A 17,440-nucleotide genomic window follows, 5' to 3' on the forward strand; every position below is an offset into this window, starting at 1 on the left:
CCACGGTGGTCGCACGAATTCTCGACAAGCGTGGCCTGCTGCGTCAATCACGGCAGGCGGCGTTCCTGGGGCTCGAAGGCATGCAACCCTGCAATGAAATCCTCGCCGCGCTGGCGTCCTGCCGGCGTGGCTTCGTCAGCATCGGCGCGTTCAGCGCGGTGATCAACCTACTGATGCTGGCCCCGGCGTTGTACATGCTGCAGGTCTACGACCGCGTGCTGGCCTCGGGCAACCACATGACCCTGGCCATGCTGACGCTGATGGTGCTCGGCCTGTATGCCTTCACGGGCCTGCTGGAGTGGGTGCGTAGCCTGGTGGTGATCCGTCTCGGCGCGCAGGTCGACCAGCAGCTGGGCGGGCGGGTCTACGATGCCACCTTCGATGCCAGCCTGCGGGTCGCACGCGGCAGCAGCGCGCAGCCGCTGAACGATCTGACCAGCCTGCGCCAGTTCGCCACCGGCAATGCGCTGTTCGCCCTGTTCGATGCGCCCTGGTTCCCGCTCTATCTGGCGGTGCTGTTTCTCTTCCATCCCTGGCTTGGCTGGCTGGCGCTGGGCGGTGCCGCGCTGTTGCTGGTGCTGACCTGGGCCAACCAGTGGCTGACCCGCGCGCCCCTGGCCGAGGCCGGACAACTGGCGATCCACTCGACCCAGGCGGCCAGTGCCCAGCTGCGCAACGCCGAAGCCAGCGAAGCCATGGGCATGCTGGCACGCCTGCGCCAGCGCTGGCAGGCCGAGCACGGGCGCTTTCTGCAGTTGCAGAATCGCGCCAGCGAGCTGGGTTCGGTCTTTGCCGCGGCCTCGAAGGGCGTGCGTCTGGCCCTGCAATCGCTGATGCTCGGCCTGGGCGCGTTGCTCGCCGTGGATGGACAGATCACCCCGGGGATGATGATCGCCGGCTCCATCCTCACCGGCCGCGTGCTCGGTCCGCTGGACCAGCTGATCGGCGCCTGGAAGCAGTGGAGCGGTGCGCAGCAGGCCTACCAGCGCTTGCGTGACCTGCTCCAGGCGCAGCCGACGCGAACCAGCGGCATGAGCCTGCCGGCGCCGCGTGGCGAGCTGCGCGTGGAGCAGCTGTCGGCGTGTGCGCCGGGGGCGCGCGCGCCGGTGCTGGCGGGGGTCAGCTTCGCCCTGGAGCCGGGCCAGCGCCTGGTCGTGCTGGGGCCGTCCGGCTGCGGCAAGTCCAGCCTGGCGCGTCTGCTGGTGGCGGCGCAGGTGCCGCTGGCGGGCAAGGTGCGCCTGGACGGCGCCGACCTGCAGCAGTGGGACAAACAGGCGCTTGGCCCGCACCTCGGCTACCTGCCGCAGGACGTGCAGCTGTTCGCCGGCAGCATCGCCGAGAACATTGCCCGCTTCGCCGAGGTGGAGGCGGACAAGGTGATCGCCGCCGCGCAGATGGCCGGCGTGCACGAACTGATCCTGCGCCTGCCGCAGGGTTACGACACGCGCCTGGGCGAAGGTGGCGCCGGACTCTCCGGCGGGCAGAAGCAACGCATCGGTCTGGCCCGGGCGGTCTACGGCCTGCCGGCGCTGATCGTGCTCGACGAGCCCGACGCCAACCTCGACGAAGCCGGCGAGCAGTCGCTGTTGGCCGCGCTCGATCGCCTGCGTGAGCAGGGTCGCACGCTGGTACTGGTCAGCCATCGCCCGACGCTGCTCAAAGGTGCCGATCAATTGCTGGTGCTGCGCGCCGGCCAGATGCAGGCCTTCGGCCCGGCCGCGCGGGTTTTGCAGGATCTGCAGCAGAGCGCCCGTCCCGCAGCGCAAAGCGCGCCGGTGCGGCGTGTCGCGCCGACCCTGAGCATCAGCTATGGCGCCCAGCCGGGAGGCCAGCAATGAGTGCGCCGGCTCCTGTTCACGCACTGCATGCCGTCGATGCCGGGGCGCCGACGCGTCTGGGCTGGTGGTTGCTGTTGGTCGGTTTCGGCGGCTTTCTCGCCTGGGCCGCGCTGGCGCCGCTGGATCGCGGCGTGCCGGTCAGCGGTACGGTGATGGTCAGCGGCAATCGCCAGGCGGTACAGCATCCCGTTGGCGGCACTGTGCGGCGCATCCTGGCTCGCGATGGTGACTCGGTGCAGGCGGGCCAGGCGCTGCTGGAGCTGGACGACCAGACGTTGCGGGCGCAGACCGAGGCATTGCGCGCGCAGTTGATTGGCAGCCGCGCCAGTGCCGACCGCCTGGCCGCCGAGCGTGATGCGGCCGAGCACATCGACTTCGATCCCTGGCTGCTGGCGCGCGCTGATGATGCGCTGGTCAGTGCCAGTCTGGAATTACAGCGACAGCTGTTCGCCAGCCGCCAGCAGGCGCTGCGCTTGGAGCTTGATGGGCTGACGCAGAACCTCGCCGGTAGCGAAGCGCAGCTGGGTGGCCTGCGAGCGCTACGCAGCAGCAAGCAGGCGCAGTTGCAGGTGCTCGACGAGCAACTGGTGGGCCTGCGCGAGCTGGCCGCCGAGCAGTACATCCCGCGCAATCGCCTGCTCGATGTCGAGCGCCAGCGTGCCGAGCTGCTCGGGCTGGTGGCGGACGACAGTGGTCGTATCGGCCAGTTGCAGCGGCAGATCGCCGAGTTGCGCCTGCGCGCCGGGCAGCGCCGAGAGCAATTTCAGGAGCAGGTGCGCAGCCAGTTGGCCGAGGCGCAGATTCGCAGTGAAGAACTGCGTCATCGTCTGGCGGGCCTGGATGTCGAACTGCAGCAGCTGGTGCTGCGTGCGCCAGCGGCGGGCCAGGTGGTGGGCCTCAGCGTGTTCACCGAGGGCGGCGTGGTGGCGCCCGGGCAGGCGCTGATGGAGATCGTCCCTGAGCACCAGCCGCTGTTGGTCGAGGGCCGGCTGAGTCCGGCGCTGGTGGACAAGGTGCACGCCGGCCTGCCGGTAGAACTGCTGTTCAGCGCCTTCGAACAGAGCACCACGCCACGGGTGCCGGGCACGGTGCAACTGGTCTCGGCTGATCGCCTGGAGGACGAGCGCAGCGGCGAAGCCTACTACGCCGTGCGCATCCGCGTGGATGACGCAGGCATGCAGCAGCTCGGCGGCCTGCGCATCCGTCCCGGCATGCCGGTGGAAGCCTTCGTGCGCACCGGAGAGCGCTCGTTGCTCAACTACCTGTTCAAACCGCTGCTCGACCGCACTCACCTGGCCCTGGCGGAAGACTGAGCATGCGTGCGATCTGTTTCCTGCTGCTGTCCTGCCTGGCGCTGCCGGCGCAGGCCCTGGCGCTGCTCGATGCCTACGCCCTGGCGCTGCGCAACGACCCGAGCTTCCAGGCGGCCATCGCCGAGCGTGACGCCGGCCTGGAGGAGCGCGCGGTCGGTCGTGCCGGGCTGCTGCCCAGGTTGTCGTGGAGCTACAGCAACCAGCGCAACGAATCGGAGGTGAGTGCGGGCGGGCAGCGCGTCGACCGCGATTATCGCAGCTACGCCTCGGTGCTCAGTCTGCAGCAGCCGTTGTTCGATTACGCCGCCTGGGCCGACTATCGCCAGGGCGTGGCGCGTGCCCTGCTGGCCGATGAGCGCTTCCGTGCACGCAGCCAGGAGCTGGCGGTGCGCCTGTTCGAAGCCTACAGCCAGGCGCAGCTCAGCGACGAGCGCATCCAGCTGGCGCGCGCCCAGCGTCGGGCGCTGGGTGAACGTCTGCGCCTCAATCGGCGGCTGCTCCAGGCTGGTGAGGGCACCCGCACCGATGAGCTGGAGACCGAAGCGCGCCTGGCCCTGGCCGAGGCCGAACTGATCCAGGCGCGGGATGACCTTGATGTCGCCTTGCGCACGCTGGAGAGCATCGTCGGCGAGCCGCTGGATCGTGCCGATCTGTTGCCATTGGCCGACGATTTCAGCGTGCAACCGCTGCAACCGGCGCGCTTCGAGGCCTGGCGTGATCTGGCCATTGCCGCCAATGCCGAGCTGGCGGCGCAGCAACAAGCCGTCGAGGTGGCCGCGCGGGCGGTAGACAGGCAGCGTGCCGGGCATCTGCCGACCCTGAGCCTGGTGGCCAGCAGCCGCCTGACCAGCTCCGACTCGGAGAGCAGCTACAACCAGAAGTACGACACCGATAGCATCGGCATTCAGCTCAGCGTGCCGCTGTTCGCCGGTGGCGGCGTGTCGGCGGCGACCCGCCAGGCGACGGCGGCCCACGTTCAGGCCGGCTTCGAACTGGATGCGCAGCGCGCCGATGTGCTGACGCGCCTGCGTCAGCAATTCAATCAGTGCAGCAGCGCGCAGGCGCGGTTGCGCGCCTATCGGCTGGCCGTGGCGGCGGCACAGACTCTGGTAGAGGCAACGCGCAAGAGCGTGGCCGGTGGCGAACGGGTCAATCTCGATGTGCTGGACGCCGAGCAGCAGCTGTACGGTGCGCGGCGTGATCTGGCCGAGGCGCGGCATGGTTACCTGCGCGCCTGGTTGCAACTACGACAGCTCGGTGGTGTGCTGAACAGTGCCGACCTGGAGCGTCTGGCCGGTTATTTCGTCGACGCGGATTACTGAATGAAACCGACTGATTCGTCTTTACCTAACCGGACCATTCAGGGGGATTTGTCATGACCGCATCTTCGCAACTTTCGCATCCGCTGCGCTCGCAGCGTCTCAATGCCATCACTCACGAGCCACATAGTCGTCTCGACGAGCGGGTAAAGGGCTTCGAGCCGTTCGCCAGTGCCGAGCGCTTTGCCCGCTTCGTGGCGGCGCAGTACCTGTTTCAGCGCGATCTGCAGCCGCTGTACAACGATCCCGAACTGATCGGGCTGCTTGCTGATCTGCCGCAGCGTTGCCGTGTCGAACAGGCACGGCTGGACCTGGCCGATCTGCAACAGGCGCTACCTGCGAGCGCTGACAGTCTCGACCCTCAGGTCATGGGGCTGGGCGAGAAGCTGGCCTGGCTGTTCGTCTCCGAAGGTTCCAAGCTCGGTGCGGCCTTTCTGCTCAAACGCATGCCGGCGCTTGGCTTGAGCGAGACCTTTGGCGCCCGTCACCTGGCCGAGCCGGAAGGGGGGCGGGCGCAGGGCTGGAAGGCTTTCACTGCAGTGCTCGACAGCGTCGAGCTGGATGCCGAGCAGGAGCGCCTGGCCGAAGTGGCGGCGATTGCGGCTTTCCAGCGCTTCACCGTGCATCTGGAGCGCTGCTTTGCCTGACGCCACATTGGCGCGCTCGGCCTGGCAGCGTTGGCTGTGGTTGTTGTTGGCTTACCTGAGCATCGGTCTGGCCATGCTCGGCGTGGTGCTGCCCGGGCTACCGACCACCGAGTTCGTGTTGTTGGCAGCCTGGGCAGCCTCACGCAGTTCGCCGCGGCTGAGCGCCTGGCTGGAGAATCACCGGGTATTCGGGCCGCTGTTGCGCGACTGGAAAAACGGCGGCCGGATCGCCCGGCGCACCAAGTGGTTGGCCAGTTTGAGCATGCTGGTGGCACTGACGATCATGATCCTGACGGTCGAGCATCGCCCTTCGCTGCTGTTTGCTGCTGTCGGCATGGGCTGCGGGGCGCTGTTCATCTGGACGCGGCCGGAGCGGGCCAAGGACACGCCGGCCTCGTAACCTTCCGTGCTGTGCCATGGCTGGTGAAAGTCGTTCTCTGCTCGACCACCGCTGCATGTCGCTGACCTCAGCGCCAGGCCAGTCGGCCGTTGTTTGCCTTAAGCTGTGCATTCGACAGAGCGGAAGGGATGGCGATGAACAAGGATATCAGCGAGATCAACGGCGCATGCCATTGCGGTGGCGTGCGTTTTCATGTGGCCTTGAGTGATGGACTGCACAGCGCGAGGCGCTGTACATGCTCCTACTGCCGGATGCGGGGAGCGGTGGCGGTATCGGCCGAGCTCGCCGGTTTTCGCATTCTGCAGGGCGAAGCCCTGTTGACGACTTATCGCTTCAACACCAAGCGTGCGGCGCACTTCTTCTGCTCACGCTGCGGCATCTACACCCACCACCAGCGGCGCTCCAATCCCCATCAGTACGGCGTCAACGTCGCCTGCCTGGAGGGCATCAGCCCCTTCGACTTCGCCGAGGTGCCGGTCAGCGATGGTATCGCCCATCCCAATGATGATCCTGCTGGTGCAGGGCCGCGGCAAGCCGGTGTGATTCGCTTCATTGCGTCCTGAGCGCAGAAGTGAAAATGCCGCGCAGCTTTGCAGCGGCGCGGCATCGGGTGCAGCTCAGGGCGTCAGCGGCGATCAGAACGCCGGGACGACGGCGCCTTTGTACTTCTCTTCGATGAACTGCTTGACCTCGGCGCTGTGCAGGGCCTTGACCAGCTTCTGTACGGCTTCGCTGTCCTTGTTATCGGCGCGGGTCACCAGGATGTTGACGTACGGCGAGTCGCTGCCTTCGATGGCCAGGGCGTCCTGGGTCGGGTTCAGCTTGGCTTCCAGGGCGTAGTTGGTGTTGATCAGGGCGAGATCGACCTGGCTCAGCACGCGCGGCAGGGTGGCCGCTTCCAGTTCACGCACCTTGATCGCCTTCGGGTTCTCGACGATGTCCTTCGGGGTGGCGAGGATGCCCGCTTCCGGCTTGAGGGTGATCACGCCGGCTTTCTGCAGCAGCAGCAGGGCGCGGCCGCCGTTGGTGGCATCGTTGGGGATGGCCACGGTGGCGCCTTGCGGCAGCTCGTCGAGGCTCTTGATCTTGCTCGAGTAGGCGCCGAAGGGCTCGACGTGCACGCCGCCAACGCTGACCAGCTCGGTCTTGCGGCTGGCGTTGAACTCGTCCAGGTACGGCTGGTGCTGGAAGAAGTTGACGTCCAGGTTGCCCTGTTGCACTTGCAGGTTGGGCTGCACGTAGTCGGTGAACACACGTACTTTCAGCTCGACGCCTTCTTTGGCCAGCGCCGGTTTGACGAATTCGAGGATCTCCGCGTGCGGCACCGGGGTGGCGGCGACGTTGAGGGTTTCGGCCTGGGCCGAGAAGGCGGCGAAGGCCGCCAGGGCAGTCAGCAGTTTCTTCATTTCAAGGTTCCTTTTGGGAAGGTTGGCGCGGGTCTCGCGGGTGGCGAGTCGCCGCTTTTCATCATTACTTGCGCGAAAAATGGATGACCAGGCGATCACCGACCATCTGCAGCACCTGCACCAGAATCAGCAGCAGGACCACGGTCACGGCCATCACGTCCGGCTGATAACGCTGGTAACCGTAGCGCACGGCCAAGTCGCCCAGACCACCGCCGCCGACCAGGCCGCTCATCGCGGTATAGCCGACCAGAGTAATCGCGGTGACGGTGGTGGCGGCGAGCAGACCGGGCAGGGCCTCGGGCAGCAGCGCGCGGGTGATGATCTGCCAGGTGCTGGCGCCCATGGCCTGGGTCGCCTCGATGATGCCGCGCTCGACTTCACGCAGGGCGGTTTCCACCAGACGGGCGAAGAATGGCGTGGCGCCGACCACCAGTGGCGGGATGGCGCCGGCCACCCCCAGCGAGGTACCGACCACGACTTCGGTGACCGGCAGCATCAGGATCAGCAGGATGACGAAGGGCACCGAGCGCAGGATGTTCACCACCAGCGACAGCACGCCATACAGCGCCTTCTGTTCGAACAGCTGGCGCGGGCCGGTGAGGAACAGCAGCACGCCGAGCGGCAGGCCGAGCAGCACGGTGAATAGCATCGAGCCGAGCAGCATGTTCAGCGTGTCGATACTGGCCTGCCAGATTTCCGGCCAGAACACGTTGGGCAGCAGTTGTTCGAGCATCAGCGCAGTACCTCCAGATGCACGTCGGCGGCTGCGAAGCGCGCCAGCGCGGCATCGATGTCGCCACCGGTCAGGGCCAGGGTGAGCTGGCCGTAGGGGCTGTCCTTGATGCGGTCGATGCGCCCGGCGAGGATGCTGTAATCCACCCCGGTTTCACGGGCGACGGTACCCAGCAGCGGCGCATAAGTGGCCTCGCCCTGGAAGGTCAGGCGCAGAATGCGACCTTCGACATGGGCGAAGTCGTCGCGTTGCTCGCTTTCATCGACGTGTTCGGACTCCTGCACGAAGCGCCGCGTGGTCGCGTGCTGCGGGTGCAGAAACACCTCGGTCACCGGGCCTTCTTCGACGATGACACCGGCATCCATCACCGCCACGCGGTCGCAGACGCGGCGGATCACGTCCATCTCGTGAGTGATCAGCACGATGGTCAGGCCCAGTTCGCGGTTGATCTCGGCCAGCAGGCTGAGCACGGCGGTGGTGGTTTGCGGGTCGAGGGCACTGGTGGCTTCGTCGCACAGCAGAATCTTCGGTCGTGTGCTCAGCGCACGGGCGATGCCGACACGCTGCTTCTGCCCACCGGAGAGCTGCGCCGGGTACTTCTTCGCATGCTCCTGCAGGCCGACGCGGGCCAGCAGCTCGGCGACGCGGGCGTCGATCTCGGCACGGCTCAGCTCGCCGGCCAGGCGCAGCGGCATGGCGATGTTGTCGGCGACGGTCTTCGACGACAGCAGGTTGAAGTGTTGGAAGATCATCCCGACCTGCTGGCGGAAGCGGCGCAGGCCAGTCGCGTCGAGCGCGGTGACATCGACGCCGTCGATCTCGATGCGCCCGCTGGTGGGTTCTTCCAAGCGGTTGATCAAGCGCAGCAGAGTGCTCTTGCCGGCACCGGAGTGGCCGATGATGCCGAACACCTGGCCGCTGCCGACCTGCAGCGTGGTGGGCTGCAACGCCGGAATCTCGCGGCCCGCGACGTGGTAGGCCTTGTGGACGGATTGAAAGTGGATCACGCGAACGACCTTTTGGGTGTGTTCAGGGCCGGCTCAGGGGTTGGCGAGCCGGTCATCGGGCGCGGGGTGGGCGCAAAAGGGCGCTAGTTTACCCGGCGCTGTTTAGGCCGAGAAAATCTTTGTTGGCCTATGGTTATTACAAAACAGCATTACCGATAAGTGGTCGAGTGGCCGCCATCAATTGTGCTGGGGGCTCAACAGCAAACGCGGCACCTGTTGCGGCACGATCTTTTGGCTCAGCTGCGGGCGGAAGCCCGGCTCGAGCTTCTTGATCCGCGCCGAGAGCAACGCCGCGACCCAGGGATAATCCTTGGCCTCGCGCACTTCGATGCGCACCGCACAGCGAAAGGTCACGACATCGGCCGCCACGCTGTCGAGCAAACGACGCAGGTTCTCGTTGTCCTGATTGTCCAGCATAGGCAGGGCCACGCTGCTGGTGGCGAGGTTTGGGTCGATCAGGCGGGCTTTGGGCGCGACTGCGGCCACAGGCTGGGCCGGGCTCTGCTCGGCTGGAGCGACTACCGCCTTGGCCTCGGTCGCCTGGCGCTGCTGGCGCAGTTGTTCCTGACGCTGCGTCTCGAGCCTGGCTGCGGCTTCTCTTGCCTGCTGTTCGGCGGCGTTTTGCCGGGCTTCTCGCGCCCGGTCGATAGCCTGGTTGAGGTCGTGGCTCAGCGACGGTGCCTGTGGCAGCAGGCTACGCGCCTGCCCCAGTGCTTGCGCCGCGCGATCCAGATCACCCTGTTGCAGCGCCTCGCGGCCCTGTTCCATATAGGCATCGGCCAGTTGACGCTGGTACTGCTCCAGGCGCGTGTCGCCACTGGCGCGTTGCTGCAGGGCATCGAGCTGACCACGGGCGTCATCGAGCCGCTCTTCGGCCAGGCTCAGGTCGAGTTGGCGGAAGGCAGTGACCAGTTCATCGACTGGCGGCACGTTGTGCGACGGCGCGCTCTGGCAGCCAGCCAAGAGAACCAGAACGAGGGGAAGACCACGAAAAGCGAACGACTTCATAACTACGCGTCTCGAGTTGTGCAAAAAACGCGCAATCATACAGGTTCATGGCACTGATTTCATCTTGGGCCGCACTGGATAGCCCGGATTGCATCCGGGCTATCCAGTGCACGCCTTCATTAACTGCGCTTGGGCAGGGCGAAGCTGGCGAGGAACAACCCAGCGGCGCTGACCACGATGGATGGCCCGGCCGGGGTGTCCTGGTACCACGACAGGGTCAGGCCGCAGCACACCGCCAGCAGGCCGAGCAGGCTGGCGCCGATGGCCATCTGTTCCGGCGTGCGCGCATGGCGCTGGGCGGCGGCGGCGGGAATGATCAGCAGTGAGGTGATCAGCAGCACGCCGACCACCTTCATCGCCACGGCGATCACCACCGCGATCAGCAGCATCAGCGCCAGGCGAATCGCCGCCACCGGCAGGCCTTCGACCTTCGCCAGCTCTTCGTGCACGGTGATCGCCAGCAATGGCCGCCACAGCCAGGCCAGCAGCGCCAGTACCAGCGCACTGCCGCCGACGATCCAGGCCAGATCGGTGGTGCCGACGGCGAGTAGATCGCCGAACAGGTAGCTCATCAGGTCGATGCGCACGTCATGCATGAAGCTCAGCGCCACCAGGCCCAGGGACAGGGTGCTGTGGGCGAGGATGCCGAGCAGGGTGTCGCTGGCCAGCGGTTGGCGCTGTTGCAGGGTCACCAGCAGCACGGCGAGCAGCACGCAGCCGACGGTCACCGTCAGCGTCGGGCTGACATCGAGCATCAGGCCTAGGGCGACGCCGAGCAGGGCGGCGTGGGACAGGGTGTCGCCGAAGTAGGCCATGCGCCGCCAGACCACGAAGGAGCCGAGCGGGCCAGCCACCAGGGCCAGCGCCAGGCCGGCGAGCAGGGCGTTGAGAAGAAAGTCAGGCATCAGTGTTTACAGTTCGGGCCGTGGACGTGGGCCGGGCCATGAATGGTCAGGCCGGGTTTGACTACGCCGCCATGCAGGTCGTGATCGTGGTCGTGATGGTGGTGGTAGACGGCCAGGCTCTTGGCGTCCTGGCCGAACAGCTCGATGAAGGCTGGGTCGCCGCTGACCTGTTCCGGATGACCGGAGCAGCACACGTGGCGGTTGAGGCAGACCACCTGATCGGTAGCGCTCATCACCAGGTGCAGATCGTGCGAGACCATCAGCACGCCGCAGCCGTAGCGTTCGCGCAGCTGCGAAATCAGCCGGTACAGCTCGGCCTGGCCGGCGACATCGACGCCTTGTACCGGTTCGTCGAGCACCAGCAGCTGCGGTTCGCGCAGCAGGGCACGGGCCAGCAGCACGCGCTGCATCTCGCCGCCGGAAATATTCTGCAGCGGGCTGTCGATCACCTGTGCGGCGCCGACCTCGGTCAGTGCTGCCAGGGCGCGCTTGCGGTCCACGCCCGGTACCAGGCGCAGGAAGCGCAATACCGACAGCGGCAGGGTGGCATCGACATGCAGTTTCTGCGGCATGTAACCGATGCGCAGGCGCGGGGTGCGTCGTACCTGGCCCTGATCCGGCTGCAACAGGCCGAGCACGATACGCACCAGAGTGGTCTTGCCGGCGCCGTTGGGGCCGATCAGCGTGACGATCTCGCCGGGCTTGACGCTGAGCTGGACGTCTTCCAGCACGGCTTGGCCATTGAAGCCGACAGCCACGCCCTGCAGCTGGATCAGCGCGTCGTTCATTGCTTGTCCTTGCAGCCGGCGCACAGGCCAACGACTTCGACGGTCTGGCTTTCCACGGCGAAGCCGACACCCGCGGCGCCGTCGACGATGGCCTGGCTGATGGCCGACTGCTCCAGTTCGGTCGCAGCATGGCACGCCCGGCAAATCAGGAACTGGCCCTGGTGCGCGTGCTCGGGATGGCTGCAGCCGACGAAGGCGTTGAGTGACGCGATGCGATGCACCAGGCCGTTTTCCAGGAGGAAGTCCAGCGCCCGGTAAACGGTGGGTGGCGCGGCGCGGCGGCCGTCTTCATCGCTCAACACGCCAAGGATGTCGTAGGCGCCAAGCGGCTTGTGACTGGCCCAGACCAGCTCCAGCACGCGCTTGCGCAGGGCGGTCAGGCGCAGGCCCTGACGGGCGCAGATGGCTTCGGCTTCAGCCAGGGCATGGCTGACGCAGCGGGAATGATCATGTGGGCGCGAGGCCAAGGGCGTGTCGGTCATGGGCAAGGACGGCGCTGGGAAGAGACGTTATTATGTTACCCGTTCAATCCGTTCCGAGTATGCCCCGTGTCGCGTCTTTTCTGTCTTTTTGCCCTGCTTTTCGTCGCCAACGCCCAGGCTGAGGTGCGTGTTCTGACCAGTATCAAACCGCTGCAGTTGATCGCAGCGGCGGTGCAGGACGGCGTCGGGGAGCCCGAAGTGCTGCTGCCTCCCGGCGCGTCTCCACATCACTATGCGCTGCGGCCGTCCGATGTGCGCCGGGTGAACGATGCCGACCTGCTCTACTGGGTCGGCGCGGATCTGGAAAACTTTCTGCCGCGCGTGCTGAGCAATCGCCAGAAACCGCAGGTGGCGGTGCAGGATCTGCCGGGCATGGCCCTGCGTCATTTCGGCGACAGCCACGCAGAGCATGGCCACGACGATCACGACGATCACGAGCATGAGCACGCTGACGACGCTCTCGGCCACGATCACGACCACCGCCCAGGTAGCCTGGATGCGCACCTGTGGCTATCGCCGGTCAATGCCAAGGTGATCGCCAAGCGCATGGCGGCTGACCTGAGCAAGCTGGACGCGGCCAACGCGGTCCGTTACGCCGCCAACCTGGAGGCCTTCGAGCAGCGCCTGGATGCACTGGACGAGCGTATCCGTGCGCAACTGGCCGCGCTGCAGGGCAAACCGTATTTCGTTTTTCATGAGGCTTTCGATTACTTCGAGGCCGCCTACGAGCTCAAGCATGCTGGCGTCTTCAGCGTGCTGACTGAAGTTCAGCCGGGCGCGCGTCATGTCGCCGCGATGCGTGAGCGTCTGCAACAGGCCGGCCCCAGTTGCGTGTTCAGCGAGCCGCCGCTGCGCCCGCGTCTGGCGGAAACCCTGACCGCCGGCCTGCCGGTCAAGCTGGCCGAGCTGGATGCGCTGGGTGGCACCTTGCCGGTTGATGCCACGGGCTATGAGCAACTGCTGCAGAACCTGGCTGGCGGCCTGAGCGAGTGCCTGAACAGCCTGTAAGGGCTACGCTGGCAGGTCGCGCGATGTACTTGGCTGACTCACAAAGTCGCCGCTAAAGCGCCTCCCACGATGGGCGGGATCGGGTTTGTGGGAGGGGCTTCAGCCGCGACGAGCCCAGCTACGAACTGTAACCACCCTCACGTTGCCGCTCGCAGGCGCAAACCACTAGGCTTGCGCTTTTGCCGCGAGCGCCTGCCATGTCGCCATCCGCCTCTCGCCCCTCCAATGCCACGCTGGTGCTGCTGGCATCGCTGTATTGCGCGCAGGGCCTGCCTTCCGGACTGATTGCGCATGCCCTGCCGGTGCTGTTGCGTCAGCATGGTGTCGACCTGGCGCTGATCGGTCTGTTCAAGCTGCTGGCCTTGCCCTGGCTGCTCAAGGTGCTGTGGGCGCCCTGGGTCGACCGTTTGGCCTCACCCCGCCTCGGCCACCATCGTGGCTGGATCCTGCCGCTGCAGAGTGGTGTCGTGGTCTGTCTGGCGGCGCTGGCGGTGCTCGCCCCGCAGACGCTATTCGGCTCCGCTATCTGGTTGTTGCTCGGCCTGCTGTTGCTGATCAATCTGCTGGCCTCGACCCAGGACATCGCCACCGACGGCCTCACCGTGCGCCTGCTGCCGGAGCGCTGGCGTGGTTTGGGCAACAGCCTGCAGGTAGGCGGCTACAAGGTCGGCATGATCGTCAGCGGCAGCGGCCTGCTGCTGGTGATCGACCCGCTGGGCTGGAACCTGGCACTCGGTCTGCTGGCCGGGCTGGTTCTGCTGATGAGTGTGCCGGTCTGGCTGTTCCCCGAGCGCCGCGTGCTGCCCTTCCGGCCCGCCTTGGCGGAGAACGCCCTCGGCCCGCGTCTGCTGCTTGATCATTATCGCGGTCTGCTGGCACAGCCCGGCATGCTGCTGTGGCTGGCGGTGGTGCTGACCTTCAAGCTGGGCGACTCGCTCGGCTCGCCAATGATCAAACCGATGCTGGTGGATCAGGGCTGGAGCACTGGCGAGCTCGGTCAGCTGACCCTGATCAGCAGCCTGGCCGGCATTGGTGGCGCGTTGTTCGGTGGTCTGCTCTACGCCCGCATCGGCGTGCTGCGGGCATTGATCCTGTTCGGCGCCCTGCAGGCCAGCGGCATCGCCGCGCTGGCTTTGCTGGTCGGGCAGGGCGCCAATACCGGGTTGGTGTACGCCGTGACCCTGTTCGAGCAGGTGGCCGACGGCATGTCTACCGTCGCCCTGTTCGCCGCCATGATGCGCATGTGCCGCCCCGAACACGAAGGCGCCGACTTCACCCTGCAGGCTTCGGCGCAATTACTGCTGTCCGGCTTCGTCGGGGCCAGCAGTGGCGTGTTGGCCAAGACGCTGGGCTATGAGGGCTTGTTCCTCGGAGCGGGCGTGCTCGGCGCCCTGGTGCTGGGATTGGTGCTGCTGCAGAAAGGCCGATAACGACGCTCGAGGCGACGGCACGCTAGTGTCGCAGCACGTATCACATATCGGCATGTGCTCGGGTGCTTTGGGGTAGGGTGCGCTACGCGCACCGCGAAGACTGCAGTACTTGCCTGGTGCGCACGGCACCCCCTACGAAAAGCCGTCAGACCGACAGTTGATCTGTGGCGTAACACTAGTGCTGAGTCCCCGTGCCAGAGCGTTACGCCCAGTGCCGGCCATGGCGCTCCAGCAGGTGCTGCAGCTGTTCCGGGCCGTCGCTGCCGGCCGGGTAGGGGCGCGGGCTCTGGTAGTGCTGGTGCCAGCCCTGCAGGATCGGGTCGACCCACTGCCAGGCGGCTTCGACTTCGTCACGGCGCATGAACAGCGTGGAGTCGCCTTCGATCACGTCCAGCAGCAGGCGCTCGTAGGCTTCCCAGCGGCGTTGCTGGCTGAAGGCGTTGGCCAGGTTGAGGTCAAGCTCCACCGGTTTCAGGCGCATGCCCTTACCCGGGTTCTTGGCCATCAGCTGCAGGCTGATACGTTCTTCCGGTTGCAGGCGGATCAGCAGCTGGTTGGCTTCGCCGTCGTTGAACAGGCGATGTGGCACCGGTTTGAACTGGATGAGAATCTCCGAGGTTTTCTTCGCCAGGCGTTTGCCGGTGCGCAGGTAGAAAGGCACGCCGGCCCAGCGCCAGTTGTCGATCTCCGCCTGCACGGCGACGAAGGTTTCGGTGTCGCTGTCGTTGTCGACGTTCTTCTCGAAGTAATAGGCCTGCACGTCATGGCCGCCGATCTGCCCGGCGGTGTACTGGCCGCGCACGGTCTTGTCCTGTACGTCGAGGCCGCTGATGGGCTTGAGCGCTTCGAGGATCTTCACCTTCTCGTTGCGCACCGCCTCGGCGTCGAAACGCACCGGCGCCTCCATGGCCACCAGGCAGAGCAACTGCAGCAGGTGGTTCTGGATCATGTCGCGCATGGCCCCGGCCTTGTCGTAGTAGGCGCCGCGGTTTTCCACGCCAAGCGTCTCGCAGACGCTGATCTGCACGTGATCGATATGCCCGGCACGCCACACCGGCTCGAACAGCGCATTGGCGAAGCGCAGCGCCATGAGGTTCTGCACGGTCTCCTTACCCAAGTAGTGATCGATGCGAAACACCCGCGCTTCATCGAAAACCGCGCCGATGGCGGCGTTGATCGCGCGGGCCGACTCCAGCGAGTGGCCGATGGGCTTTTCCAGCACGATACGTGCTGCCGGGCCGGCCAGACCGGCGTTGGCCAGGTGCGCGGCGATGTCCTCGAAGAGGCTGGGTGCGGTGGCCAGGTAGTAGACCCGCACACGTGCGTCGTCGCGGCCCAGGCGTTTGGCCAGGCGACCGAAGTCGGCGCTCTGTGCAGCGTCCATGGCGAAGTAGTCGAGGCGCTCGGCGAAGCTGGCCCAGGTGTCGTTGGCGAAGTCCGCACGCGCTACCTGCGCCCGGCAATGCCGCTCGGCCAGCGCCTGGTAGGCCTCGCGGCTATGGTTGCTGCGGGCCAGGGCGAGGATGCGCACATCGGCGTGCAGACGGCCTTCACGATGCAGGTGATAGAGCGCCGGCAGCAGTTTGTGCAGGGCCAGGTCGCCCGTACCACCGAAGACCAGCATGTCGCAGGGGATGCTCAAGGGAAGACTCCGAGTCGATTCTGACAGGCTGCTGCAAACTACCTGTGTTGGTAATACGGCGTCAAAAACAGGCTGTTGGTCGTGCGCCAGTGCGAGCCATGTAGTATAACTACAAGGTCACTACAACCGCGGTTGCTGGTCATCTCCGAGTCATGATCAGCCGAGTCCCCGTGGTAGACCCTTTTCTGCATAGAGCCAAGCCCGTGAATCTGTTGCAACACATCGCCCAGTCGCGCCACCTGCTGCGCAAGTCCGAACTGAAGGTGGCTGACTACGTCCTGCTCGATCCCGCATCGGTGATGCACAGTTCCATGGCCGAACTGGCGCACAGCGTGGGTATCAGCGAGCCGACCATCGTGCGTTTCTGCCGAGCCATCGGCTGCAGCGGCTTTCAGGATCTCAAGCTGAAACTGGCGCAAAGCCTGGCCGCGGGTGCCAGCTTCGGTCAGTTCGCCATTCACGAGGATGACTCGGTCGCGGACTTCAGCCTGAAGATCTTCGACACCACCCTGCACACCCTGATGGAAGTGCGCGAGAAGCTCGATCCGGAGTCATTGCAGCGCGCCATCGCCGCCTGCTCGCAGGCGCAGCGCGTAGAGTTCTACGGCTTCGGCGCATCCGGTGCGGTGGCTGCCGACGCCCAGCACAAGTTCTTCCGCCTGCTGCTCAATGCGGCGGCTTATTCCGACCCGCACATGCAGGCGATGAGCGCCGTGACGCTCAAACCGGGCGACGTGGCCGTGTGCATTTCCCAGTCGGGCCGCTCGAAGGATCTGCTGATCACCGCCAACCTGGTGCGTGAGTCCGGCGCCAGCCTGATCACCCTGTGCCCGAGCCAGACGCCGCTGGCGGAACTGGCCACCGTCAACCTGGCCATCGATGTGCAGGAAGACACCGAAATCTACACGCCGCTGACCTCGCGCATCGCCCACCTGGTGGTGATCGACGTGCTCGCCATGGGCGTAGCCATGGCTCGCGGGCCGAGCCTGGTCAACCACCTCAAGAGCGTCAAACGCAGTTTGCGCAGCCTGCGTCTGTCGCCGAAGTCGCTGCGTAACGCCGAGGATTAGACAGAGGCGTCTTCAAGGATGAAGCTGGTGCTCAGCGTCACCGAGCCTTCATCGAGTCGCCGTCAAAGCGTCATCTGCCCGGAGCAAGCTGAGGCCTCCAGTCCTCATTTCGGGAGTACCGAGATGTCTCGTATCTTCGATGACGCACAACTGCAGGCCCAACCAGACGCCAAGACCCGTCGCAAGCTGCAGGACCAGCGCCGCATGGCTTATCGCCGCGCTATCGAGCACTACGCCGAGCAGTGCCAGCTGCAGCGTGAATTGGCGGACTATCCTGAGCTGGTTCCCGCCGGCTATCTGCAGCTCGTCGAGCGAGCGCCGCGCCAGGCTGCCTGACCTCAAGCCGCCGCTGCGCCTTCAGGCGAGCGGCGGGCTTGCCCGATTCTGCGAACTTGTTGCCCGGTTCTGCGTTTCTCGGCAGCGGGTGGCGACATTGCCTCTGAT

At 66.0% G+C, this 17,440-nt stretch carries 18 protein-coding genes; 10 read left to right on the top strand and 8 right to left on the bottom strand.

Annotated elements, in window-relative coordinates:
* Positions 1–80 precede the first annotated feature (80 nt).
* The 6 genes from ACJRW5_RS18250 (at position 81) to ACJRW5_RS18275 (ending at position 6,080) form a co-directional block, all read left to right on the top strand.
* A complete protein-coding gene (locus ACJRW5_RS18250; protein WP_484571982.1) occupies positions 81–1,838 on the top strand; it encodes a type I secretion system permease/ATPase in 1,758 nt (585 codons plus the stop codon).
* Positions 1,835–3,151: an HlyD family type I secretion periplasmic adaptor subunit gene (locus ACJRW5_RS18255; RefSeq protein WP_484571909.1), complete on the top strand. Its 1,317-nt coding sequence runs from the start codon at positions 1,835–1,837 to the stop codon at positions 3,149–3,151. The genes ACJRW5_RS18250 and ACJRW5_RS18255 overlap by 4 nt, the downstream gene beginning before the upstream one ends.
* Before the next feature lie 2 nt (positions 3,152–3,153).
* The gene (locus ACJRW5_RS18260) at positions 3,154–4,473 is read left to right on the top strand and encodes a TolC family outer membrane protein (protein WP_484571910.1); all 1,320 of its coding nucleotides are present in this window, start codon (positions 3,154–3,156) and stop codon (positions 4,471–4,473) included.
* Positions 4,474–4,526: 53 nt separating this feature from the next.
* Positions 4,527–5,117: a biliverdin-producing heme oxygenase gene (locus ACJRW5_RS18265; protein ID WP_484571911.1), complete on the top strand. Its 591-nt coding sequence runs from the start codon at positions 4,527–4,529 to the stop codon at positions 5,115–5,117.
* Positions 5,110–5,517, top strand: a complete 408-nt coding sequence (locus ACJRW5_RS18270) for a YbaN family protein (RefSeq protein ID WP_484571912.1) — start codon at positions 5,110–5,112, stop codon at positions 5,515–5,517. Before ACJRW5_RS18265 ends, ACJRW5_RS18270 begins: the two co-directional genes overlap by 8 nt.
* Before the next feature lie 134 nt (positions 5,518–5,651).
* Positions 5,652–6,080 carry a GFA family protein gene (locus ACJRW5_RS18275; protein ID WP_484571913.1) on the top strand — a complete coding sequence of 143 codons (429 nt, stop codon included), beginning with the start codon at positions 5,652–5,654 and terminating at the stop codon, positions 6,078–6,080.
* A gap of 72 nt (positions 6,081–6,152) precedes the next feature.
* On the opposite strand, the gene ACJRW5_RS18280 is transcribed toward ACJRW5_RS18275, so the two are convergent.
* The 7 genes from ACJRW5_RS18280 to zur all read right to left on the bottom strand — a co-directional run bounded on the left by ACJRW5_RS18280 (position 6,153) and on the right by zur (position 11,846).
* Positions 6,153–6,923, bottom strand: a complete 771-nt coding sequence (locus ACJRW5_RS18280) for a MetQ/NlpA family ABC transporter substrate-binding protein (protein ID WP_484571914.1) — start codon at positions 6,921–6,923, stop codon at positions 6,153–6,155.
* Positions 6,924–6,987: 64 nt separating this feature from the next.
* Complete coding sequence (locus ACJRW5_RS18285; protein ID WP_484571915.1) at positions 6,988–7,656, bottom strand: methionine ABC transporter permease; 669 nt, start codon at positions 7,654–7,656, stop codon at positions 6,988–6,990.
* Positions 7,656–8,663: a methionine ABC transporter ATP-binding protein gene (locus ACJRW5_RS18290; protein WP_484571916.1), complete on the bottom strand. Its 1,008-nt coding sequence runs from the start codon at positions 8,661–8,663 to the stop codon at positions 7,656–7,658. The genes ACJRW5_RS18285 and ACJRW5_RS18290 overlap by 1 nt, the downstream gene beginning before the upstream one ends.
* Before the next feature lie 177 nt (positions 8,664–8,840).
* The gene (locus ACJRW5_RS18295) at positions 8,841–9,671 is read right to left on the bottom strand and encodes a PA5502 family lipoprotein (protein ID WP_484571917.1); all 831 of its coding nucleotides are present in this window, start codon (positions 9,669–9,671) and stop codon (positions 8,841–8,843) included.
* A 119-nt stretch (positions 9,672–9,790) separates the two neighbouring features.
* Complete coding sequence (znuB, locus tag ACJRW5_RS18300) at positions 9,791–10,576, bottom strand: zinc ABC transporter permease subunit ZnuB (RefSeq protein ID WP_484571918.1); 786 nt, start codon at positions 10,574–10,576, stop codon at positions 9,791–9,793.
* Positions 10,576–11,364 (bottom strand): zinc ABC transporter ATP-binding protein ZnuC, encoded by a 789-nt coding sequence (gene znuC, locus ACJRW5_RS18305; RefSeq protein WP_484571919.1) that lies wholly within the window; start codon positions 11,362–11,364, stop codon positions 10,576–10,578. Before znuC ends, znuB begins: the two co-directional genes overlap by 1 nt.
* A complete protein-coding gene (gene zur, locus ACJRW5_RS18310; RefSeq protein WP_484571920.1) occupies positions 11,361–11,846 on the bottom strand; it encodes a zinc uptake transcriptional repressor Zur in 486 nt (161 codons plus the stop codon). Before zur ends, znuC begins: the two co-directional genes overlap by 4 nt.
* A 66-nt stretch (positions 11,847–11,912) precedes the next feature.
* On the opposite strand from zur, the gene znuA reads away from it, so the two are divergent.
* Entirely contained in the window at positions 11,913–12,854 is a 942-nt protein-coding gene (gene znuA / locus ACJRW5_RS18315; RefSeq protein ID WP_484571921.1) for a zinc ABC transporter substrate-binding protein ZnuA, read from the top strand.
* A 197-nt stretch (positions 12,855–13,051) separates the two neighbouring features.
* Complete coding sequence (locus tag ACJRW5_RS18320; RefSeq protein ID WP_484571922.1) at positions 13,052–14,284, top strand: MFS transporter; 1,233 nt, start codon at positions 13,052–13,054, stop codon at positions 14,282–14,284.
* 202 nt (positions 14,285–14,486) lie between these two features.
* Here ACJRW5_RS18320 and zwf read toward each other — a convergent pair whose 3' ends face one another.
* Positions 14,487–15,908 carry a glucose-6-phosphate dehydrogenase gene (gene zwf, locus ACJRW5_RS18325; protein ID WP_484571983.1) on the bottom strand — a complete coding sequence of 474 codons (1,422 nt, stop codon included), beginning with the start codon at positions 15,906–15,908 and terminating at the stop codon, positions 14,487–14,489.
* Positions 15,909–16,129: 221 nt separating this feature from the next.
* On the opposite strand from zwf, the gene hexR reads away from it, so the two are divergent.
* Together hexR and ACJRW5_RS18335 are read left to right on the top strand one after the other, a co-directional pair.
* On the top strand, positions 16,130–16,996 hold the full coding sequence (gene hexR / locus ACJRW5_RS18330; protein ID WP_484571923.1) for a transcriptional regulator HexR: 867 nt from the start codon (positions 16,130–16,132) through the stop codon (positions 16,994–16,996).
* Between the two features lie 123 nt (positions 16,997–17,119).
* A complete protein-coding gene (locus ACJRW5_RS18335; protein ID WP_484571924.1) occupies positions 17,120–17,332 on the top strand; it encodes a PA3496 family putative envelope integrity protein in 213 nt (70 codons plus the stop codon).
* Positions 17,333–17,440: the final 108 nt, after the last annotated feature.

The sequence above is a fragment of the Pseudomonas pichavaramensis genome (assembly GCF_050473265.1).
In the GTDB taxonomy this organism is placed as follows: Bacteria; Pseudomonadota; Gammaproteobacteria; order Pseudomonadales; family Pseudomonadaceae; genus Aquipseudomonas.

Bases quoted from the DNA above. Each gene is read 5' to 3' on its own strand.
- ACJRW5_RS18260 (WP_484571910.1), top strand. From the start codon at position 3,154: ATGCGTGCGATCTGTTTCCTGCTGCTGTCCTGCCTGGCGCTGCCGGCG.
- ACJRW5_RS18255 (WP_484571909.1), top strand. From the start codon at position 1,835: ATGAGTGCGCCGGCTCCTGTTCACGCACTGCATGCCGTCGATGCCGGG.
- ACJRW5_RS18265 (WP_484571911.1), top strand. From the start codon at position 4,527: ATGACCGCATCTTCGCAACTTTCGCATCCGCTGCGCTCGCAGCGTCTC.
- ACJRW5_RS18320 (WP_484571922.1), top strand. From the start codon at position 13,052: ATGTCGCCATCCGCCTCTCGCCCCTCCAATGCCACGCTGGTGCTGCTG.
- ACJRW5_RS18280 (WP_484571914.1), bottom strand. From the start codon at position 6,923: ATGAAGAAACTGCTGACTGCCCTGGCGGCCTTCGCCGCCTTCTCGGCC.
- zur (WP_484571920.1), bottom strand. From the start codon at position 11,846: ATGACCGACACGCCCTTGGCCTCGCGCCCACATGATCATTCCCGCTGC.
- znuC (WP_484571919.1), bottom strand. From the start codon at position 11,364: ATGAACGACGCGCTGATCCAGCTGCAGGGCGTGGCTGTCGGCTTCAAT.
- ACJRW5_RS18295 (WP_484571917.1), bottom strand. From the start codon at position 9,671: ATGAAGTCGTTCGCTTTTCGTGGTCTTCCCCTCGTTCTGGTTCTCTTG.
- ACJRW5_RS18285 (WP_484571915.1), bottom strand. From the start codon at position 7,656: ATGCTCGAACAACTGCTGCCCAACGTGTTCTGGCCGGAAATCTGGCAG.
- zwf (WP_484571983.1), bottom strand. From the start codon at position 15,908: ATGCTGGTCTTCGGTGGTACGGGCGACCTGGCCCTGCACAAACTGCTG.
- ACJRW5_RS18275 (WP_484571913.1), top strand. From the start codon at position 5,652: ATGAACAAGGATATCAGCGAGATCAACGGCGCATGCCATTGCGGTGGC.
- ACJRW5_RS18250 (WP_484571982.1), top strand. From the start codon at position 81: ATGCAACCCTGCAATGAAATCCTCGCCGCGCTGGCGTCCTGCCGGCGT.
- ACJRW5_RS18335 (WP_484571924.1), top strand. From the start codon at position 17,120: ATGTCTCGTATCTTCGATGACGCACAACTGCAGGCCCAACCAGACGCC.
- znuB (WP_484571918.1), bottom strand. From the start codon at position 10,576: ATGCCTGACTTTCTTCTCAACGCCCTGCTCGCCGGCCTGGCGCTGGCC.